The organism is Mycobacterium sp. E3298, from assembly GCF_001666895.1.
GTDB lineage: Bacteria > Actinomycetota > Actinomycetes > Mycobacteriales > Mycobacteriaceae > Mycobacterium.
Genome location: NZ_LZJB01000583.1, coordinates 1 through 20025, shown reverse-complemented (window position 1 = coordinate 20025; position 20025 = coordinate 1). Strand labels below are relative to the sequence as shown.

The 20025-nt window shown below is 70.9% G+C and carries 23 protein-coding genes and 1 pseudogene; 19 read left to right on the top strand and 5 right to left on the bottom strand.

All coding sequences use genetic code 11. The annotated features are described in order from the left end of the window. The 3 genes from nadA to nadC all read left to right on the top strand — a co-directional run. A partial coding sequence (nadA, locus tag A9X05_RS26625; protein ID WP_197499211.1) for a quinolinate synthase NadA occupies positions 1–609 on the top strand: 609 nt, incomplete at its 5' end. Further along, positions 609–2183, top strand: coding sequence for an L-aspartate oxidase (locus tag A9X05_RS26620; protein ID WP_197499213.1), 1575 nt, complete (start codon positions 609–611; stop codon positions 2181–2183). The genes nadA and A9X05_RS26620, both read left to right, overlap by 1 nt. Beyond that, positions 2183–3034: a carboxylating nicotinate-nucleotide diphosphorylase gene (gene nadC / locus A9X05_RS26615; protein ID WP_067748050.1), complete on the top strand. Its 852-nt coding sequence runs from the start codon at positions 2183–2185 to the stop codon at positions 3032–3034. Before A9X05_RS26620 ends, nadC begins: the two co-directional genes overlap by 1 nt. A 14-nt stretch (positions 3035–3048) precedes the next feature. On the opposite strand, the gene A9X05_RS26610 is transcribed toward nadC, so the two are convergent. Then, positions 3049–3480 carry a hypothetical protein gene (locus tag A9X05_RS26610; protein ID WP_067748048.1) on the bottom strand — a complete coding sequence of 144 codons (432 nt, stop codon included), beginning with the start codon at positions 3478–3480 and terminating at the stop codon, positions 3049–3051. Between the two features lie 121 nt (positions 3481–3601). Continuing rightward, the gene (locus tag A9X05_RS26605; protein ID WP_067785147.1) at positions 3602–4174 is read right to left on the bottom strand and encodes a TetR/AcrR family transcriptional regulator; all 573 of its coding nucleotides are present in this window, start codon (positions 4172–4174) and stop codon (positions 3602–3604) included. Between the two features lie 40 nt (positions 4175–4214). Here A9X05_RS26605 and A9X05_RS26600 point away from each other — a divergent pair, with 40 nt between their 5' ends. Then, positions 4215–5243: an alcohol dehydrogenase catalytic domain-containing protein gene (locus A9X05_RS26600; protein WP_067785143.1), complete on the top strand. Its 1029-nt coding sequence runs from the start codon at positions 4215–4217 to the stop codon at positions 5241–5243. Positions 5244–5401: 158 nt separating this feature from the next. Here the strand turns inward: A9X05_RS26600 and A9X05_RS26595 are convergent, their stop codons facing one another. Beyond that, complete coding sequence (locus A9X05_RS26595; protein ID WP_055404207.1) at positions 5402–5824, bottom strand: nitroreductase family deazaflavin-dependent oxidoreductase; 423 nt, start codon at positions 5822–5824, stop codon at positions 5402–5404. Positions 5825–5929: 105 nt separating this feature from the next. Here A9X05_RS26595 and hisD point away from each other — a divergent pair, with 105 nt between their 5' ends. Genes hisD through hisI form a run of 8 tightly spaced genes read left to right on the top strand, consistent with a single transcriptional unit; the run spans position 5930 to position 12304 of the window. After that, positions 5930–7246 carry a histidinol dehydrogenase gene (gene hisD / locus A9X05_RS26590; protein ID WP_156737010.1) on the top strand — a complete coding sequence of 439 codons (1317 nt, stop codon included), beginning with the start codon at positions 5930–5932 and terminating at the stop codon, positions 7244–7246. Continuing rightward, complete coding sequence (locus A9X05_RS26585; protein WP_067785137.1) at positions 7243–8379, top strand: histidinol-phosphate transaminase; 1137 nt, start codon at positions 7243–7245, stop codon at positions 8377–8379. Before hisD ends, A9X05_RS26585 begins: the two co-directional genes overlap by 4 nt. Continuing rightward, positions 8376–8996 (top strand): imidazoleglycerol-phosphate dehydratase HisB, encoded by a 621-nt coding sequence (hisB, locus tag A9X05_RS26580; RefSeq protein ID WP_067748036.1) that lies wholly within the window; start codon positions 8376–8378, stop codon positions 8994–8996. Before A9X05_RS26585 ends, hisB begins: the two co-directional genes overlap by 4 nt. Next, positions 8993–9613 (top strand): imidazole glycerol phosphate synthase subunit HisH, encoded by a 621-nt coding sequence (hisH, locus tag A9X05_RS26575; protein ID WP_067748034.1) that lies wholly within the window; start codon positions 8993–8995, stop codon positions 9611–9613. The genes hisB and hisH overlap by 4 nt, the downstream gene beginning before the upstream one ends. Before the next feature lie 20 nt (positions 9614–9633). Then, positions 9634–10365 carry a bifunctional 1-(5-phosphoribosyl)-5-((5-phosphoribosylamino)methylideneamino)imidazole-4-carboxamide isomerase/phosphoribosylanthranilate isomerase PriA gene (priA, locus tag A9X05_RS26570; RefSeq protein WP_067748032.1) on the top strand — a complete coding sequence of 244 codons (732 nt, stop codon included), beginning with the start codon at positions 9634–9636 and terminating at the stop codon, positions 10363–10365. 4 nt (positions 10366–10369) lie between these two features. Then, on the top strand, positions 10370–11173 hold the full coding sequence (locus A9X05_RS26565; RefSeq protein WP_067785134.1) for an inositol monophosphatase: 804 nt from the start codon (positions 10370–10372) through the stop codon (positions 11171–11173). 1 nt (position 11174) lies between these two features. Further along, complete coding sequence (hisF, locus tag A9X05_RS26560) at positions 11175–11960, top strand: imidazole glycerol phosphate synthase subunit HisF (RefSeq protein ID WP_067748028.1); 786 nt, start codon at positions 11175–11177, stop codon at positions 11958–11960. Then, positions 11957–12304: a phosphoribosyl-AMP cyclohydrolase gene (gene hisI / locus A9X05_RS26555; protein ID WP_067785131.1), complete on the top strand. Its 348-nt coding sequence runs from the start codon at positions 11957–11959 to the stop codon at positions 12302–12304. Before hisF ends, hisI begins: the two co-directional genes overlap by 4 nt. A gap of 30 nt (positions 12305–12334) precedes the next feature. On the opposite strand, the gene A9X05_RS26550 is transcribed toward hisI, so the two are convergent. Beyond that, positions 12335–12691: a WhiB family transcriptional regulator gene (locus A9X05_RS26550; RefSeq protein ID WP_082971070.1), complete on the bottom strand. Its 357-nt coding sequence runs from the start codon at positions 12689–12691 to the stop codon at positions 12335–12337. A 261-nt stretch (positions 12692–12952) separates the two neighbouring features. Here A9X05_RS26550 and A9X05_RS26545 point away from each other — a divergent pair, with 261 nt between their 5' ends. Next, positions 12953–14047: a calcium:proton antiporter gene (locus A9X05_RS26545; protein WP_067748024.1), complete on the top strand. Its 1095-nt coding sequence runs from the start codon at positions 12953–12955 to the stop codon at positions 14045–14047. Here the strand turns inward: A9X05_RS26545 and A9X05_RS26540 are convergent. After that, positions 14037–14507 carry a peroxiredoxin gene (locus A9X05_RS26540; RefSeq protein WP_067748022.1) on the bottom strand — a complete coding sequence of 157 codons (471 nt, stop codon included), beginning with the start codon at positions 14505–14507 and terminating at the stop codon, positions 14037–14039. The two genes, A9X05_RS26545 and A9X05_RS26540, sit on opposite strands and share 11 nt — an antisense overlap. A 96-nt stretch (positions 14508–14603) precedes the next feature. On the opposite strand from A9X05_RS26540, the gene A9X05_RS26535 reads away from it, so the two are divergent. The 6 genes and pseudogenes from A9X05_RS26535 to A9X05_RS31420 all read left to right on the top strand — a co-directional run. Continuing rightward, on the top strand, positions 14604–16142 hold the full coding sequence (locus tag A9X05_RS26535; protein ID WP_067785128.1) for an anthranilate synthase component I: 1539 nt from the start codon (positions 14604–14606) through the stop codon (positions 16140–16142). Then, a complete protein-coding gene (locus A9X05_RS26530; RefSeq protein ID WP_082971071.1) occupies positions 16135–16818 on the top strand; it encodes a TIGR02234 family membrane protein in 684 nt (227 codons plus the stop codon). The genes A9X05_RS26535 and A9X05_RS26530 overlap by 8 nt, the downstream gene beginning before the upstream one ends. 113 nt (positions 16819–16931) lie before the next feature. Then, the gene (gene trpC, locus A9X05_RS26525; RefSeq protein WP_055404126.1) at positions 16932–17750 is read left to right on the top strand and encodes an indole-3-glycerol phosphate synthase TrpC; all 819 of its coding nucleotides are present in this window, start codon (positions 16932–16934) and stop codon (positions 17748–17750) included. Between the two features lie 71 nt (positions 17751–17821). Then, the gene (gene trpB / locus A9X05_RS26520) at positions 17822–19087 is read left to right on the top strand and encodes a tryptophan synthase subunit beta (RefSeq protein ID WP_197499212.1); all 1266 of its coding nucleotides are present in this window, start codon (positions 17822–17824) and stop codon (positions 19085–19087) included. Continuing rightward, entirely contained in the window at positions 19084–19899 is an 816-nt protein-coding gene (gene trpA / locus A9X05_RS26515) for a tryptophan synthase subunit alpha (RefSeq protein WP_067785121.1), read from the top strand. Before trpB ends, trpA begins: the two co-directional genes overlap by 4 nt. After that, positions 19896–20025 (top strand): annotated as a pseudogene (locus tag A9X05_RS31420) (prolipoprotein diacylglyceryl transferase); the annotation flags it as partial. The gene trpA and the pseudogene A9X05_RS31420, both read left to right, overlap by 4 nt.

Genomic DNA, 20025 nt, shown 5'->3' with positions numbered 1-20025 from the left:
AAGGCGCTCACCGACATCTGCTGCACCTCGTCCAACGCCGTCGACGTGGTCGCATCCATCGACCCCGACCGCGAGGTGCTGTTCTGCCCGGACCAGTTCCTGGGTGCGCACGTCCGCCGGGTAACCGGCCGCACCAACCTGCACGTGTGGGCCGGTGAGTGCCACGTGCACGCCGGCATCAACGGCGACGAGCTCTCCGAGCAGGCCCGTGCGAACCCCGAGGCCGAGCTCTACGTGCACCCCGAATGCGGTTGCGCCACTTCGGCGTTGTACCTCGCGGGCGAGGGCGCCTTCCCGGCGGACCGGGTCAAGATCCTGTCCACCGGCGGCATGCTCGACGCGGCGCATCAAACGCACGCCCGCAAGGTGCTGGTCGCCACCGAGGTCGGCATGCTGCACCAATTGCGCCGGGCCGCACCGCAAGTCGACTTCCGCGCGGTCAACGACCGGGCATCGTGCAAGTACATGAAGATGATCACGCCGGCGGCGCTGCTGCGCTGCCTGGTCGACGGGGCCGACGAAGTCGACGTCGACCCGGAGATCGCGGCGGCCGGCCGCCGCAGCGTGCAGCGAATGATCGAGATCGGCCAGCCGGGCGGTGGTGAATGATCGTCCGCCCGGCCTGGACGCACAGCGCTGACGTCGTCGTCATCGGCACCGGTGTCGCGGGATTGGCCGCGGCGCTGGCCGCCCACCGCGCCGGCCGCAGCGTCGTCGTGCTGAGCAAGGCCGACCAGGCGCGCGGGGTGACCGCGACCCACTACGCCCAGGGCGGCATCGCCGTGGTCCTGCCCGACAACGACGATTCCGTCGAGGCCCATGTCGCCGACACCGTGACCGCGGGCGCCGGCCTGTGCGATCCCGACGCGGTGACCTCGATCGTCGCCGACGGCTATCGTGCGGTGTCCGAATTGGTCGGCGCCGGAGCGCGATTCGACGAGGCGGCGCCCGGCCGCTGGGACGTCACGCGCGAGGGCGGGCACTCCCGGCGGCGGATCGTGCACGCCGGCGGCGACGCCACCGGTGCCGAGGTGCAGCGAGCGCTCGACCACGCCGCCCGGCTGCTGGACATCCGCACCGGTCACGTCGGCCTGCGCGTGCTGCACGACGGAGCCGCGGTGACCGGCGTCTCCGTCGGCAACCCGGACGGCTACGGCATCGTCCACGCGCCGGCGGTCATCCTGGCCTCCGGCGGGCTCGGGCACCTCTACGGCGCGACGACCAATCCGGACGGCTCCACCGGCGACGGCATCGCGCTGGCGTTGTGGGCCGGTGTCGCGGTCAGCGACCTGGAGTTCATCCAGTTCCACCCCACGATGCTGTACGCCGGCGCGGCAGGCGGCCGGCGGCCGCTGGTCACCGAGGCCATCCGCGGTGAGGGCGCCATACTGGTTGACCGGCAAGGCAATTCGGTCACCGCCGGCGTCCACCCGATGGGTGACCTGGCGCCGCGGGACGTCGTCGCCGCGGCCATCGACACGCGGCTGAAGGCCACCGGCGACCCGTGCGTCTTCCTCGACGCCCGCGGCATCGCCGGTTTCGCGGCCCGCTTCCCTACGGTGACCGCGGCGTGCCGGGCCGCCGGCATCGACCCCGTCCGCCAACCCATCCCGGTCGTGCCGGGGGCGCATTACAGCTGCGGCGGCGTCGTCACCGACGTGCACGGGCAGACCGAACTCCCGGGCCTGTTCGCCGCCGGCGAGGTGGCGCGCACCGGCATGCACGGCGCCAACCGGCTGGCGTCCAACAGCCTGCTGGAAGGCCTGGTGGTGGGGGGCCGAGCCGGCAGGGCCGCGGCCGCGCACGCGAGGGCGGCGGGCCGCACCCGCGCGGTCGCACCCGAGCCCAGCGCCCACACCGCGCCCGAGCGCCCCGAACTGCAGGCCACGATGAGCCGCGACGCCTCGGTGGTGCGCGACGCCGCCGGGCTGACGCGGCTGTCCGACGCGCTGGCGGGTGCGCCGGCGCGCGTCATCGCCGGCCGCCGCGATTTCGAGGACGTGGCGCTGGCCGTCGCCGCCCGCGCGGTGACCGCGGCGGCCCTGGCCCGCAATGAGAGCCGGGGCTGCCATCACCGCGCGGAATACCCGGACCCCGCACCCGAACAGGGCCGCAGCAGCGTGCTGCGGCTGGCCGACGACCGGAACTCGGTGCTGGTGGAGGCGCTGGCGGCGGTGGGCTGATGATGCTTCCCGACGAACGGAGTGCCGCACAGGACATCATTCGGCGCGCGCTGGAAGAGGACCTGCGCTACGGGCCCGACGTCACCACGCTCGCGACCGTGCCCGCCGGCGCGGTGGCCACGGCGTCGATGGTGCCCCGGCAGCCCGGCGTGATCGCGGGCGTGGAGGTCGCCCTGCTGGTCCTCGACGCCGTCCTCGCCGGCGGCTACGAGGTGGTGCACGCCGTCGAGGACGGCGCTCGGCTGCAGCCCGGCGAGCCGGTGCTGACCGTGCGCGCCGATACCCGCGGCCTGCTGACCGCCGAGCGGACCATGCTGAACCTGGTCTGTCACCTGTCGGGCATCGCCACCACGACGGCGGCGTGGGTCGAGGCCGTGGACGGCACCAAGGCCAAGATCCGCGACACCCGCAAGACGTTGCCGGGCCTGCGCGCGCTGCAGAAATACGCGGTGCGGGCCGGCGGGGGTGTCAACCACCGGCTGGGGCTGGGGGACGCGGCGCTCATCAAAGACAACCATGTGGTGGCCGCGGGATCGGTGGTCGGCGCGCTGCGGGCGGTGCGCGACGCCGCGCCCGACCTGCCGTGCGAGGTCGAGGTGGACTCCCTCGAACAGCTCGACGAGGTGCTCGCCGAAAAGCCCGAACTGGTGCTGCTGGACAACTTCCCGGTATGGCAGACGCAGATGGCCGTGCAGCGGCGCGACGCGCGCGCCCCCGCGGTGCTGCTCGAATCGTCCGGCGGGCTCAGCCTTCAGAACGCCGCCACGTACGCAGCGACCGGGGTGGACTACCTGGCCGTCGGCGCGCTGACACACTCGGTGCGCGCGCTCGACATCGGCCTGGACATGTAGGACTTACCGGCCGGTCATCCCCGCGCCAACGCGTCGGCGGCCGAGCGTGCCGAAAGAGCTTCGAGCACAGCACATTCCGCTTCATAGACGGCGGCCTCGGCGAAATCGATGGTATCGAGTGCGTAGCCGATGGCCATGTTGGCGTAGGCGTCCATCTCCTTGGCTTCGTGCTGGGCATTCTTCTCGGCCAGGTCTTTGCGGATCTTGGCGACGTGAGACTTCCATTTCTCGGCGATTTCCCGCCAGTGCTTCGACGCGTCATCGTCAGCGGCTGAGGCCCGGTCTTGCAAATGGTCGGCGGCTTGGTCTGCCCTGTCGCGGGCGTGGGCCGCGTCCGCCTGGACCTGTTCACGGGCCTGCTGCGCCGCGGCACGCACCTTGTCGTTGGCCTCCCTGGCGGCGGTGGAGATTTTTTCGAACCGGGCGGTCAGGTCGTTGTCGGCCATGGGGAGATCCTTTCTGCTCAAGGGGTTGGTTGTGCACCTGTCATCGTCTCGCCGCGCCGCGCGCCGCCGTAGGGTCCTAAGTCCTTGCTCGCGAACGGATTTGACACCGGTGTCACAGTCTTCACATCCGCATCGTCAGCAGCGTCCGCGCGGCGGGCTTGGCGGCTTCCAGCGCGCCCGCGTCACCGGAGATCCGGGACAGGATCAGTGCGCCCTCGATCAGCGAGATCACCGCCAGCGCAACCTGTTCGGCCTTTGCCTCGGACCAGCCGTCGGAGCGCAGCCGCTGCTCGACCGCCGCGCACCAGCCCCTGAAGGCGCGCGCCGACGCCTCGCGCACCAGTGGGCTCGCGTGCACCGACTCGGTCGCGATCGGTTCGATCGGGCAGCCGTCGCGCCGGTCGCCGGCCAACCCGGCCGCCAGCAGGTCGATCCAGCGGTCGACGATGTCGGCCGCGGGCCGGCCGGTCGCCAGGAATCGGCGCAGCAGCTGCTCGATGCCGGTGCCTTCGGCTTCGACGACCGCCGCGGCCAGTTGCTGCTTGCCCCGGGGGAAGTGGTGATACAGCGAACCGGGTTTGACGCCGGCCTCGTCGAGGATCTGGTTCAGCCCGGTCGCCGCGTAGCCCTGGCGGCGAAACAGCGTGGCGGCCGTCTCGACCAACGCGGCGCGGCTGCGGTCGGGTCTCGGCATGCTATTGACTTTACTTGAGTGATCACTCAAGAATGCAGAGATGAGGCAGCTGACGTACGAGGAAGCCGGGCGCTACGCGTGGCGCGAGGTGCCCGAACCGCAGATCACCGCGCCCGGGCAGGCGCTGGTGCGGCCGCTGGCGGTGGCGTGTTGCGACCTCGACGTCGCGGTGTGCAACGGGCGGCTGCCGTTGCCGCCGGGGTATGCGGTCGGGCACGAAGGGCTGGCCGAGGTCGTCGCCGTGGGCGACGACGTCACGGGCGTCCGGGTGGGCGACCGCGTCGTGGTGCCGTTTCAGATCAACTGCGGCGATTGCCGCGAATGCCGCCGCGGCGTGACCGGCTCGTGCAGCGCGGTGCCGTTCATGGCGGCCTACGGGATGGCGCCGATCGCCGGCCTGGACGGCGGCGGGTTCATGTCGGACCTGGTGCTGGTTCCGTACGCCGATGCGATGCTCATCCCGTTTCCGGACGCCGTCGACCCGGTTTCGATCGCGTCCCTGTCGGACAACATTCCCGACGGCTGGCGCACCGTCGGGCCGTTCGCTGCGGAGCTGGACACGCTCGATCCCGTCGATCGCCGCGTCCTGGTCCTCGGACGGCTGTCGATCGGCCTGTATTCCGCCGCGATCGCCGCGGCGCTCGGGGCCCACGTCGACTACGTCGACACCGACCCGCAGCGGCTGGCCGCCGCCGAGAAGCTCGGCGCGGTGGTCCATGATGCCGCCAAACCCGACAAGTCGTGGGGCGCTTACCCGGTCACCGTGCACACCACCAGCGATGCGACCCTGCTGGCGGCGACGCTGCGCGCCACCTGGCCGGACGGCGTGTGCACCGACACCGGGATCTACCCCGAATACAAAGTCGAGATGCCGTTGCTGCCGATGTACTCACGCGGCGTGCGGTTCGTCACCGGCCGCGTCAGCGCGCGCACGGTGATCCCGCGGGTGCTCGACCTGCTCGCGGGCGGCCTGGACGTGTCGCCGGCGGTCGACCGCGTCGTCGCGTGGGAAGACGCCCCCTCGGCCTGGCCGACGATGACCGGAAAGACCGTCTTCACCCGCGCGTAGCGCCGTCGGGCGTGCATTCCGGGCGTCGGGCGTGCGCCCAGGGCGGGTCCCGGCCGCGTGTCGCCGCCATGAGCGCACGCGCAAAGCCGTGCGCGCACGCCAGAAGCTGTCAACGCAAGAAAAAGCCGCGAACGCCGCCGCAACAGCGGGCCCGGGTCTCAGGCGATGTCGCCGACGAACACGCCGATGCGGCGCAGCTGCATCCGGGCCATCCGCGGCAGCCGTTCGGCGTCGGGACCCTCGGTGCCGGCCGGCAGGATGCGCGGGTTGGTGATGTGCACCACGCGGTTGCGGCCGAACTGAACGTCGGCCTCACCGGCCGCCAGCACGTTCTTGACCCAGTTCGTCTTGCCGTGGCCGAGCGCGATCGCCAGCACGTTGCCCTTGCGGTACGGGGTGATGATCGTCTCGTACGGGGTGCCGGAGGTGCGGCCGCGATGCTTGATGGTCGCGGTCCCGGGCAGAAAGCGGGCGATCGGCTTGACCGCGGGATTGAAATACTTGATCTGGAAGCGCTCGAACCAGGGCGGGAACACCATCGGGACGCCTGGAGCGTTATTGGGGTGATCCTTCGCGGACATGACGGCTCCCTGAGTCGTGTGGGCCTTTCACGGGCACTGTACCGGTCGGATAACAACTTGAGCTGCTCTGGGACAATGGAGGCAATGAGTACCGCTTCAGCACCCGTGATGGCCCGCATCGACCTGCGGGGCGTCGAACTGACGGCTGCCCGATTGCGGTCCGCGCTGCCACGCGGGGGCGCCGACGTGGAGAGCGTCTTGCCCAAGGTGCGGCCGATCGTGCAGGACGTGGCCGAGCGTGGCGCCGAGGCGGCGCTCGAGTACGGGGCGTCGTTCGACGGGGTGCGGCCCGCGGCCGTCCGGGTGCCCGGGGCCGCGCTGGAGGCGGCGCTGGCCGGCCTGGATCCCGACGTCGTCGAGGCCCTGCGGGTGATGATCGAACGCGCCCGCGCCGTGCACGCAGACCAGCGCCGCGCCGACGTCACGACCACCCTGGGCCCGGGCGCGACGGTCACCGAGCGGTGGGTCCCCGTCGAGCGGGTCGGCCTGTACGTGCCGGGCGGCAACGCGGTCTACCCGTCGAGCGTGGTGATGAACGTGGTGCCGGCGCAGACCGCCGGTGTCGGCTCGCTGGTGGTGGCCAGCCCGCCGCAGGCCCGCTACGACGGACTGCCGCACCCGACGATCCTCGCGGCCGCGCGCCTGCTCGGGGTCGACGAGGTGTGGGCCGTCGGCGGCGCGCAGGCGGTCGCGCTGCTGGCCTACGGCGGAACCGATATGGACGGCTCTGACCTCGCGCCGGTCGACATGATCACCGGGCCCGGCAACATCTACGTCACCGCCGCCAAGCGGCTGTGCCGCTCCCGGGTGGGCATCGACGCCGAGGCCGGGCCCACCGAGATCGCCATCCTCGCCGACCACACCGCCGACCCGACCCACGTGGCCGCCGACCTGATCAGCCAGGCCGAACACGACGAGATGGCGGGCAGCGTGCTGGTCACGCCCAGCGAGGACCTGGCCGCCGCGACCGCCGCCGAGGTGGCCGCGCAGCTGCGCACGACGGTGCACCGCGACCGGGTGGCCGCCGCGCTCGGTGGCCGCCAGTCGGCGATCATCCTGGTCGACGACCTGGACGCCGCCGTCCGGGTGGTCAACGCCTACGCCGCCGAGCACCTGGAGATCCAGACCGCCGACGCCCCGGCGGTGGCCGCCCGAATCCGTTCGGCCGGAGCCATTTTCGTGGGCCCCTACTCGCCGGTGAGCCTCGGCGACTACTGCGCCGGATCCAACCACGTGCTGCCGACCGCGGGCTCGGCCCGGCACTCCAGCGGACTGTCCGTTCAGACCTTCCTGCGGGGCATCCACGTGGTCGACTACACCGAGGCCGCGCTCAAGGACGTCTCCGGGCACGTGGTCACGTTGGCCAAGGCCGAAGACCTGCCGGCGCACGGCGAGGCGATTCGGCGGAGGTTCGAGCGATGACCGAACCGCGGGAGCCGACGCTCGACGACCTACCCCTGCGCGAGGACCTGCGTGGCAAATCGCCGTACGGCGCACCGCAATTGGCCGTCCCGGTGCGGCTGAACACCAACGAGAACCCGCACCCGCCCAGCCCGGCGCTGGTGGACGACGTGGTGCGGTCGGTGGCCGAGGCGGCCGCCGACCTGCATCGTTATCCCGATCGCGACGCGTCCGCCCTGCGCCGCGATCTGGCCGGCTACCTCACCATCCAGACCGGTGTGCCCGTCGGGCCCGAAAACGTCTGGGCGGCAAACGGATCCAACGAGATCCTGCAGCAGCTGCTGCAAGCGTTCGGCGGGCCGGGGCGCACCGCGATCGGGTTCGTCCCGTCCTACTCGATGCACCCGATCATCTCCGACGCCACCCGCACCGAGTGGCTGGAGGGCGTCCGCGCCGACGACTTCAGCCTCGACGCCGACGCGGCCGTGGCCGCGGTGGCCGACCGCCGGCCTGACGTGGTGTTCATCGCGAGCCCCAACAACCCGTCCGGGCAGAGCGTTTCGCTGCCGGATCTGCGGCGCCTGCTCGACGCGGTGCCGGGCATCTTGATCGTCGACGAGGCCTACGGCGAGTTCTCCTCCGAGCCCAGCGCCGTCGGGCTGGTGCGCGAATATCCGACCAAGCTCGTCGTCACGCGCACCATGAGCAAGGCGTTCGCCTTCGCCGGCGGGCGGCTCGGCTACCTGGTCGCCACCCCCGCGGTGATCGACGCGATGCTGCTGGTGCGGTTGCCGTATCACCTCTCGTCCGTCACCCAGGCCGCGGCCCGCGCCGCGCTGCGCCACGCCGACGACACCCTGGGAAGTGTCGCCACGCTGATCGCCGAACGCGAACGCGTCACGAAAGCGTTGAGCGGCATGGGTTTTCGGGTGATTCCCAGCGACGCGAATTTCGTGCTGTTCGGGCAGTTCGCCGACGCCCCGGCCGCCTGGCGGCGCTACCTGGACGCCGGCGTGTTGATCCGCGACGTCGGGATTCCCGGCTACCTGCGCGCCACGACCGGGCTGGCCGAGGAGAACGACGCCTTCCTGCGGGCCAGCGCCCAGATCGCCGCCACCGAACTGGCACCAGCCACCCCAGTAGGAGCCCCGTGACCACCATTGCGACCCGGCGCGCGCGTATCGAGCGCCGCACCAAGGAATCCGACATCGTCATCGAACTCGACCTCGACGGCAGCGGCCAGGTCCACGTCGACACCGGTGTGCCGTTCTACGACCACATGCTGACGGCACTGGGCAGCCACGCCAGCTTCGACCTGACCGTGCGCACCAAGGGCGACGTGGAGATCGAGGGGCACCACACCATCGAGGACACCGCGATCGCGCTCGGACAGGCGCTGGGGCAGGCCCTCGGCGACAAGCGGGGTATCCGCCGGTTCGGCGACGCCTTCATCCCGATGGACGAGACGCTGGCCCACGCCGTCGTAGACGTGTCGGGCCGGCCCTACTTCGTGCACACCGGCGAGCCGGATCACCTGCTGCACACCACCATCGCCGGCAGCTCGGTGCCGTACCACACCGTGATCAACCGGCACGTGTTCGAGTCGCTCGCCATGAACGCCCGCATCGCGCTGCACGTACGCGTCCTGTACGGGCGCGACCCGCACCACATCACCGAAGCGCAATTCAAGGCGGTGGCCCGCGCGTTGCGCCAGGCCGTAGAGCCCGACCCCAGGGTGTCGGACGTGCCGTCCACCAAAGGTGTTCTGTGACAAAACCATCCGTCGTCGTCCTGGATTACGGCTCGGGCAACCTGCGGTCGGCCCAGCGCGCGCTGCAGCGGGCGGGCGCGTCGGTCGAGGTGACCGCCGACGCCGACGCCGCGGCCGCCGCCGACGGGCTGGTGGTGCCCGGTGTCGGGGCCTTCGAGGCCTGCATGACCGGCCTGCGCAGGGTCAAGGGCGACCGCATCATCGCCGACCGGGTCGCCGCCGGGCATCCGGTGCTGGGGGTCTGCGTGGGCATGCAGATCCTGTTCGCCAGCGGCGTCGAATTCGGCGTCCAGACAACGGGTTGCGGCCAGTGGCCCGGGGAGGTCACCCGGCTGGACGCGCCGGTGATCCCGCACATGGGCTGGAACGTGGTCGACGCCGGGGGAGGGACGACCCTGTTCAAGGGGCTGGACGCGGACACCCGTTTCTACTTCGTGCACTCCTACGCCGCGCAGCGCTGGGAGGGCTCGCCCGAGGCCGTGCTGACCTGGGCCACCCACCGGGTGCCCTTCCTGGCCGCCGTCGAGCAAGGACCGCTGTCGGCCACCCAGTTTCACCCGGAAAAGAGTGGGGACGCGGGTGCGGCCGTGCTGCGCAACTGGATTGATGCTCTGTGAAGAACGGCTCGGGAGGGAATGTGTTGATCTTGTTGCCCGCGGTCGACGTGGTCGAGGGCCGCGCCGTGCGACTGGTGCAGGGCAAGGCGGGCAGTGAAACCGAGTACGGCTCGGCGCTGGACGCGGCGCTGGGCTGGCAGCGTGACGGCGCGGAGTGGATCCACCTGGTCGACCTGGACGCGGCGTTCGGGCGCGGCTCCAACCGCGAACTGCTGGCCGAGGTGGTCGGCAAGCTCGACGTGCGGGTGGAGCTGTCCGGCGGCATTCGCGACGACGATTCGCTGGCCGCCGCGCTGGCCACCGGCTGCGCCCGGGTGAACCTGGGCACGGCGGCCCTGGAGAACCCCCAGTGGTGCGCGCGCGCGATCGCCGAGCACGGCGAGAAGGTCGCGGTCGGGCTGGACGTCCAGACCGTCGACGGGCAGCAACGGCTGCGCGGACGCGGCTGGGAGACCGACGGCGGCGACCTGTGGGAGGTCCTGGAACGCCTTGACGGCGAAGGCTGTTCGCGGTTCGTCGTCACCGACGTCACCAAGGACGGCACGCTGGGCGGCCCCAACCTCGACCTGCTGGCCGCCGTCGCCGGCCGCACCGATGCCCCGGTGATCGCCTCCGGCGGCGTGTCGAGCCTGGACGACCTGCGCGCGATCGCGACGCTGACCGACCGCGGGGTCGAGGGCGCGATCGTGGGCAAGGCCCTCTACGCCGGGCGGTTCACGCTGCCACAGGCCCTGGCCGCGGTAGCGGGGTAGCGCCGTGGCGGACCTGGACGCGTTGGTACGGACGGCCTCGGCGATCCTCGACGACGCCACCGAGCCGTTCCTGGCCGGCCACCGCGCCGATTCGGCGGTCCAGAAGAAGGGCAACGACTTCGCCACCGACGTCGACCTCGCGATCGAGCGGCAGGTGGTCGGCGCGCTGGAAGAGTCGACCGGCATCGGTGTGCACGGCGAGGAGTACGGCGGCGCCGACGTGGACTCGGAGTGGGTGTGGGTGCTGGACCCCGTCGACGGCACGTTCAACTATGCGGCAGGGTCGCCGATGGCGGGGATCCTGCTCGGCCTGCTGCACCACGGCGACCCGGTGGCGGGCCTGACCTGGCTGCCCTTCGTCGACCAGCGCTACACCGCGGTGGTCGGCGGTCCGCTGATGAAAAACGGTGTCGCGCAACCACCCCTGGCCGATATCGACCTGGCCGACGCCCTGATCGGTGCCGGCTCGTTCAGCGCCGACGCGCGGGGCCGGTTCCCGGGGCGGTATCGCATCGCCGTGCTGGAGAACCTGAGCCGGGTCTCGTCGCGATTGCGCATGCACGGCTCCACCGGACTCGACCTCGCCTACGTCGCCGACGGGGTTCTCGGCGGCTCGATCAGTTTCGGCGGCCACGTGTGGGACCACGCCGCCGGGGTGGCGCTGGTGCGGGCGGCGGGCGGCGTCGTCACCGACGTCCACGGCGAACCGTGGACGCCCGCGTCGGATTCCGCGCTGGCCGCCGGGCCCCGCGCCCACGCCGAGATACTCGAGGTGCTGCGCAGCACCGGCCGGCCGGAGGACTTCTGAGATGTCGTCCGGTAATGGGCTTGCGGTGCGGGTGATTCCGTGCCTGGACGTCGACGCCGGGCGGGTGGTCAAGGGGGTCAACTTCGAAAACCTGCGCGACGCGGGCGATCCCGTCGAACTCGCCGCCGCCTACGACGCCGAAGGCGCCGACGAGCTCACCTTTCTCGACGTCACCGCCTCCTCCTCGGGTCGGGCCACGATGCTGGACGTGGTGCGCCGCACGGCCGAGCAGGTCTTCATCCCGCTGACCGTCGGCGGCGGCGTGCGCACGGTGGCCGACGTCGACGTCTTGCTGCGTGCCGGGGCCGACAAGGTTTCGATCAACACCGCCGCGATCGCCCGCCCCGACCTGTTGGAAGAAATGGCAAGGCAATTCGGTTCGCAATGCATCGTGCTGTCGGTCGACGCCCGCACGGTGCCCCCGGAGTCGGTGCCGACACCGTCGGGCTGGGAGGTCACCACGCACGGCGGACGCCGCGGGACCGGGATCGACGCCGTCGAGTGGGCTTCGCGCGGCGCCGATCTGGGCGTCGGGGAGATCCTGCTGAACTCGATGGACGCCGACGGCACCAAGGCCGGGTTCGACCTGCCGATGCTGCGGGCGGTGCGCTCGGCGGTCACGGTGCCGGTGATCGCCAGCGGCGGTGCCGGCGCGGCCGAACATTTCGCGCCCGCCGTCGCCGCCGGTGCCGATGCGGTGCTGGCGGCCAGCGTCTTTCACTTCCGGGAGCTGACCATCGGCCAGGTGAAGGCCGCCATGGCCGCGGAAGGGATCACGGTGCGATGACGCTCGACCCGCAGATCGCCGCGCGGCTGAAGCGCAACGCCGAAGGCCTGATCGCCGCCGTCGCGCAGGAGCGCGGCACCGGGGACGTGCTGATGGTCGCCTGGATGGACGACGCGGCGCTGGCCCGCACCCTGGCAACCCGTGAGGCGACCTATTTTTCGCGGTCGCGCGGCGAGCAGTGGGTCAAGGGCGCGACGTCCGGCCACACCCAATACGTGCACTCGGTGCGGCTGGACTGCGACGGGGACACCGTGCTGCTGACGGTCGACCAGGTGGGCGGCGCCTGCCACACCGGCGACCACAGCTGCTTCGACGCCGACCTGCTGCTGCAACCGGAGTCGTAGGTTGATGCCCGGGCGGCGCGCCCCGGGTTGCTAAATCGCGGTGCGACGCTGCGCCCGGGCGGCGGCCAGGAAGTCGATCCAAGACACCACGTCGGAGTGCTGCCTGAGCAGGGTGCGTCGCTGGCGTTCCGTCATGCCGCCCCAAACGCCCCACTCGACCCGGTTGTCGAGCGCGTCGGCGCCGCACTCCAGGACCACTGGGCAGTGCCGGCAGATCGTCGCTGCCTTTCTCTGGGCGGCGCCGCGAACGAACAACCCGTCTGGGTCGCCGGTGCGGCAGAGCGCCTTGGAAACCCAGGCGTCGCGATCCTCGGTTCTCGCACTGCGGAGATGGTTTGGAATCGGACCATTGGTGCCACTTTCGGCGGTGATATGGATAGCAAACACCGCTCCCCCTTTTGCTCCGGCCGCGCTGAGAGCTCAGCGTTCGGATATGGCTGTATTGACTTCCGTCCGGCCGAGCCCGTGTGAAGCCGAGGCGAATGTTGCGACCGTATGAAACGCCGTCGCGCAAACGTAGGGGCTTTGGTCGCGGACGTCCGAGGACTTTCGGCTCAGGGTGTCGGGCATCGTCGTCGCACGGGCCGGGGGATCGGGACCGAGGTCCGAAGTCGCCGCGTCGCGAGCCGTGGATGAGAATGGCGGGCGATGTTGAGTCGGGTGTCGTGGACCGCGGTCGTGCCGCTGCTAGCCGTCGCCGTGCTGGCCGTGATCTGGGGCGAGAAGCTGGGCCCGATGCTGGTCGCGCTGGTGGCGGCGTTGCTCATCGGCTCCGTGCTGGCGGCGGTGCACCACGCGGAGGTGGTCGCGGCCCGGGCCGGTGAGCCGTTCGGCTCGCTGATCCTGGCGGCCGCGGTGACGGTGATCGAGGTGGCGCTCATCGTCTCGCTGATGGCGTCCGGGGGCAACGAGGCCGCGACGCTGGCCAGGGACACCGTCTTCGCCGCGGCGATGATCACCACCAACGGCATCGCGGGGCTGTCGCTGCTGCTCGGCTCCCGGCGCTACGGGGTGACGCTCTTCAACGCCGAGGGCAGCGGCGCCGCGCTGGCCACGGTCACCACGCTGGCGACGCTGAGCCTGGTGCTGCCGTCGTTCACCACCAGCCAGGTGGGCCGCGAATTCTCGCCGGGCCAGCTGGCGTTCGCGGCGGTCGCGTCGTTGCTGGTGTACCTGGTCTTCGTCTTCACGCAGACGGTGCGGCACCGCGACTTCTTCCTGCCGGTCGCGCAGAAGGGCCAGAAGAAGCGGCTCTTCGAGGACGAGAGCCATGCCGAGCCGCCGAGCCGCGGCGCCGCGCTGGGGAGCCTGGGGCTGCTGCTGGTCGCCCTCGTCGCGGTGGTCGGGCTGGCCGAGGAGGAGTCGCCGGCCGTCGAGCACGCGGTGACCGCGGTCGGCTTCCCGCAGTCGTTCGTCGGCGTGGTGATCGCCACGCTGGTGTTGCTGCCGGAGACCCTGGCGGCCGCGCGGGCCGCGCGGCAGGGCCGGATCCAGACCAGCCTGAACCTGGCGTACGGCTCGGCGATGGCCAGCATCGGGCTCACGATCCCGGTGATCGCGCTGGCGTCGATCTGGCTCAAGGGACCGCTGGTGCTCGGGCTGGGACCCATCCAGCTGGTGCTGCTGGCGCTGACCGTTGTGATCAGCATGCTGACGGTCGTTCCCGGGCGCGCCACCCGGCTGCAGGGCGAGCTGCATCTGGTGCTGCTCGCCGCCTACGTGTTCCTGGCGGTCAGCCCGTAGCCGCTGACCGGCCGCGCAGTGTCTCCAACGCCTTGTCGGCATGGGTGTCCATGCTGAACTCGCTCGAAATCACGTTGAGCACCGTGCGATCGGTGTCGATGACGAAGGTGGTTCGCTTGACCGGCATCAGCTTGCCGAGCAGGCCGCGCTTGACGCCGAACTGCGTGGCGACCGTGCCCTCGGTGTCCGACAGCAGCGGGTAGTCGAACTTCTGCATGTCGGCGAACTTGGCCTGCTTCTGGACCGGATCGGCGCTGATGCCCACCCGATTGGCGCCCACGGCCGCGAATTCCGCGGCCAGGTCCCGGAAGTGACAGGCCTCCTTGGTGCAGCCGGGCGTCATCGCGGCGGGGTAGAAGAACAGCACCACCGGCCCCCCGGACAGCAGCTCGCTGAGCCTGCGCGGCGCGCCCGTCTGATCGGGAAGTTCGAAGTCCTCGACCGTGTCACCAGTTTTCATGCCGCGAGCGTAACGCCACGGCGAGTTTTGGCCCCAGGGAAGCGCAGCCGACGCTACGCACGCGAGCCCCGGCGACCCATCTGGGAGGATGGTTCGGTGCACGCCCACCTCGCCGAGACGACCTCACGAGAGGACTTTCGCCTGCTGGCGGCCGAGCACCGCGTGGTTCCCGTGACCCGCAAGGTGCTGGCCGACAGCGAGACACCACTGTCGGCCTACCGCAAACTGGCCGCCAATCGCCCCGGCACGTTCCTGCTGGAATCGGCCGAGCACGGCCGATCCTGGTCGCGCTGGTCCTTCATCGGTGCCGGTGCGCCGTCGGCGCTGACCGTCCGCGACGGCGAGGCGGTGTGGTTGGGCGCCGTGCCGCAGGACGCGCCCACCGGCGGCGACCCGCTGCACGCGCTGCGGGCCACGTGCGAGCTGCTGGCCACCGGCGCGCTGCCCGGGCTGCCGCCGCTGTCCGGCGGCATGGTCGGTCTGTTCGCCTACGACATGGTGCGGCGGCTGGAGCGGTTACCCGAGCTGGCGGTCGACGACCTGCACCTGCCGGACATGTTGCTGCTGCTGGCCACCGACGTGGCCGCGGTCGACCACCACGAGGGCACCATCACGCTGATCGCCAACGCGGTGAACTGGAACGGCACCGACGAGCGCGTCGACCAGGCCTACGACGACGCGGTCGCCCGGCTGGACGTGATGACCGCGGCGCTGGGTCAGCCGCTGCCGTCCACGGTCGCCACGTTCGACAGGCCCGAGCCACGGTATCGCTCGCAGCGCAGCGTCGAGGAATACGGCAAGATCGTCGACTACCTCGTCGAGCAGATCGCCGCCGGCGAGGCGTTCCAGGTCGTCCCCTCCCAGCGCTTCGAGATGGACACCGACGTCGATCCGATCGACGTGTACCGGATGCTGCGGGTCACCAATCCGAGCCCCTACATGTACCTGTTGCACGTCCCGGATGGCAGTGGCGGAACGGACTTTTCGGTCGTCGGCTCCAGCCCTGAGGCGCTGGTCACCGTGCACGACGGCTGGGCGACGACGCATCCGATCGCCGGAACCCGGTGGCGCGGGCAGACCGACGAAGAGGACCAGCTGCTGGAAAAGGAACTGCTCGCCGACGAGAAGGAGCGCGCCGAGCACCTGATGCTGGTCGACCTGGGGCGCAACGACCTTGGCCGCGTCTGCGCGCCGGGCACCGTGCGCGTCGAGGACTACAGCCACATCGAGCGCTACAGCCACGTCATGCACCTGGTGTCGACGGTGACCGGGATGCTCGCCGAGGGGCGGACCGCCCTGGACGCCGTGACGGCGTGCTTTCCGGCCGGCACGCTCTCGGGCGCGCCGAAGGTGCGGGCCATGGAGCTGATCGAAGAGGTGGAGAAGACGCGGCGCGGGCTCTACGGCGGTGTGGTCGGTTACCTCGACTTCGCCGGCAACGCCGATTTCGCGATCGCGATCCGGACCGCGTTGATGCGTGACGGCACGGCCTATGTTCAGGCCGGCGGCGGGGTGGTGGCCGACTCCAACGGCCCGTACGAGTACACCGAGGCCTCGAACAAGGCGCGCGCGGTGCTCAACGCGATCGCCGCCGCCGAGACCCTCACCGCCCCGGATGCCGACCACCATGGCTGAGGCTCCGCGGCGTGCGCGGCTGTCCGTCGGGGTGGCGCAGGCGTTGCTGGTGCTGTCCGCCGCGGCGTTATGGGCGGCGTCGCGGCTGCCGTGGGTGGTGATCCGGTCGTTCGACGGGCTGAGCCCGCCCCGCGACGTGACGCTGTCCGGCGCGTCGTGGTCGACGGCGCTGCTGCCGTTGGCGGTGCTCATGCTGGCGACGGCCGTGGCGGCGATCGCGGTGCGCGGCTGGCCGCTGCGGGTGCTGGCGGGGCTACTGGCGCTGGCGAGCCTGGCGGTCGGATATCTCGGGGTCAGCCTGTGGGCGCTGCCGGACGTCGCCGTGCGCGGGGCCGACCTGGCGCATGTCGCCGTGATGTCGCTGGTGGGCAGCGAGCGGCGCTACGTCGGCGCGGGCATCGCAGTGGCCGCCGCCGCATGCACCCTTGTCGCGGCCGTCCTGTTGCTGCGGTCGGCCGGCGACGCCGGCGCGACCCGGTTGAGCGCGGAAAAGTACGCCGCGCCCGCGACGCGCCGCTCAAATGCGCTCCGCGACGACGCCGATGGCGCGATGCTGGAGAAGCCGGAGACGCCGAAAATGTCGGAGCGGATGATCTGGGACGCGCTTGACGAGGGCTGTGACCCGACGCGGGACCCGATCGATCGGCCGCGCGACTCGGACACCGAGGGTCGGTGACGGGCCGCGAGCCGAGGGCCGCTACCCTTCATTCACGTCGTCGCAATCGGCTCAGGGTTGTCAGGTTGGCCGCGGGGTGACGATGGGTAACGGCGCGAAGGGAAGCAACAGGCATGAGTCCGGCTACCGTGCTTGACTCCATCCTCGAGGGAGTCCGGGCCGACGTTGCGGCGCGCGAAGCCCTCATCAGCCTTTCCGAAATCAAAGCCGCCGCTGCCGCCGCGCCGCCGCCGCGCGATGTGATGGCCGCCCTGCGCGAGCCCGGCATCGGTGTCATCGCCGAGGTCAAGCGCGCCAGTCCGTCGGCGGGTTCCCTGGCGACCATTGCCGATCCGGCGAAGCTGGCCCGCGCGTACGAGGACGGTGGTGCCCGGATCATCAGCGTCTTGACCGAGGAGCGGCGCTTTCACGGATCGCTCGACGACCTGGACGCGGTTCGCGCGGCCGTCTCGATCCCGGTCTTGCGCAAAGACTTTGTCGTGCAGCCGTATCAGATCCACGAAGCCCGCGCGCACGGCGCCGACATGCTGCTGCTCATCGTTGCCGCGCTCGACCAGTCGGCGTTGGTGTCGATGTTGGACCGCACCGAATCACTCGGCATGACGGCCCTCGTCGAGGTGCACACCGAGGAGGAGGCCGACCGGGCGCTGAAGGCCGGGGCCAACGTAATCGGTGTCAACGCACGCGATCTCGCGACGCTGGAGGTCGACCGGGATTGCTTCGCGCGCATCGCTCCCGGGCTGCCGAGCAACGTGATCAGGATCGCCGAGTCCGGGGTCCGCGGCACCGGCGACCTGTTGGCGTACGCCGGAGCGGGTGCGGACGCCGTCTTGGTCGGCGAGGGTCTGGTCAAAAGCGGTGACCCGCGCGCCGCGGTCGCCGACCTGGTCACCGCGGGGACCCACCCGTCTTGTCCGAAACCGTCTCGCTAGTCGTCAAGTCACTTGAAGAGTCCCGGCGCTGAAACGTTGAACCTCATGAGCCGTCCCCGCGTAGAGCCTTGGTGATGGTCAATCTGTCCCGCCCGGACCTTCCCCTTCCGAGTGCAGCCGTCGCCGAACCCACCAGCCACGAACCCGATGCTGGTGGCCATTTCGGCGTGTATGGCGGCCGCTACGTGGCCGAGGCGTTGATGGCGGTGATCGAAGAGGTCACCGCCGCCTACGAGAAGGAACGCATCAACCCCGATTTCCTGGACACCCTGGACGACTTGCAGGCCAACTACGCCGGCCGGCCTTCGCCGCTGTACGAGGCCACCCGGCTGTCCGAGCATGCTGGATCGGCGCGCATCTTCCTCAAGCGAGAAGACTTGAACCACACCGGTTCTCACAAGATCAACAACGTCCTCGGTCAGGCGCTGCTGGCCAAGAGGATGGGCAAGAACCGGGTCATCGCCGAGACCGGGGCCGGGCAGCACGGCGTCGCCACGGCCACCGCGTGCGCCCTGCTGGGCCTGGAGTGCGTCATCTACATGGGCGCCGTGGACACCGCGCGCCAGGCGCTCAACGTGGCACGGATGCGACTGCTGGGCGCCGAGGTGGTGTCGGTGGAGAGCGGATCCAAGACGCTCAAAGACGCCATCAACGAGGCGTTCCGTGACTGGGTGACCAACGCCGACAACACCTACTACTGCTTCGGCACCGCCGCCGGGCCGCATCCTTTCCCCGCGATGGTGCGCGATTTCCAGCGGATCATCGGGTTGGAGGCGCGCGTGCAGATCCAGGCCCAGGCGGGCCGGTTGCCCGACGCCGTCGTGGCCTGCGTCGGCGGTGGATCCAACGCCATCGGCATCTTCCACCCGTTCATCGACGATCCGGGGGTGCGCCTGGTGGGCTTCGAGGCGGCCGGGGACGGCGTCGAGACCGGAAGGCACGCCGCGACTTTCGCCGGCGGTTCGCCGGGGGCCTTCCAGGGGTCGTTCTCCTACCTGCTGCAGGACGAGGACGGCCAGACCATCGAATCGCATTCGATCTCAGCGGGTCTCGATTATCCGGGCGTGGGCCCCGAGCACGCGTACCTCAAGGAGATCGGGCGCGCGGAATATCGGCCGATCACCGACGCGGAGGCGATGGACGCGTTCGCGCTGCTGTGCCGCTCCGAGGGCATCATCCCGGCCATCGAATCGGCCCACGCGGTCGCGGGCGCGGTCAAGCTGGGCCACGAGTTGGGGCAGGGCTCGATCATCGTGGTGAACCTGTCGGGCCGCGGTGACAAGGATGTCGAGACCGCCGCGAAATGGTTCGGCCTGATGGGGCCCGGCGAGCGATGAGCGTGCAGCAGAGGCAAGCCAGCAGGCTGGGGCCGGTCTTCGACATGTGCCGCAAGGAGAATCGCGCGGCCCTGATCGGCTACCTGCCCACCGGCTACCCCGACGTGCCGGGCTCGGTGGACGGAATGCTCGCCCTGGTCGAATCCGGTTGCGACATCATCGAAGTCGGCGTGCCCTACTCGGACCCCGGCATGGACGGCCCGACCATCGCCCGCGCCACGGAGGCCGCGCTGCAGGGCGGAGCGCGGGTCCGGGACACGCTTGCCGCGGTCGAGGCGATCAGTGCGGCCGGCGGCCGCGCGGTGGTGATGACCTATTGGAATCCCGTGGTGCGCTACGGGGTCGACGCGTTCGCGCGCGACCTCGCGGCGGCCGGCGGGCACGGCTTGATCACTCCTGACCTCATCCCCGACGAAGCCGGGCAGTGGCTGACGGCAGCTGAGGAGCATCGGTTGGACCGCATTTTTCTCGTCGCGCCGTCGTCGACGCCGGAACGGTTGGCCATGACCGTCGACGCGTCACGCGGATTCGTCTACGCCGCTTCCACGATGGGCGTCACCGGGGCGCGTGACGCGGTGTCGCAGGCCGCGCCCGAGTTGGTGCAGCGCGTGAAGGCGGTGTCCGACATACCCGTCGGCGTCGGCCTCGGGGTGCGGTCGCGCGAGCAGGCCGCCCAAATCGGCAGCTACGCCGACGGCGTGATCGTCGGTTCGGCGCTGGTGTCGGCGCTCGGTGCGGGTGGCCTGCCCGCGCTGCGGGAACTGACCGAGGAACTGGCCGCCGGCGTCCGGCAGAAGGCGTCCGCCCGATGACGACGTTGCCGACGTACTTTCCCAGCCCGCCGCAGGGTGTCTGGCACCTTGGGCCCCTGCCCATTCGCGCGTACGCGCTGTTCATCATCACCGGGATCGTGGTGGCGCTGTTGATCGGCGACCGCC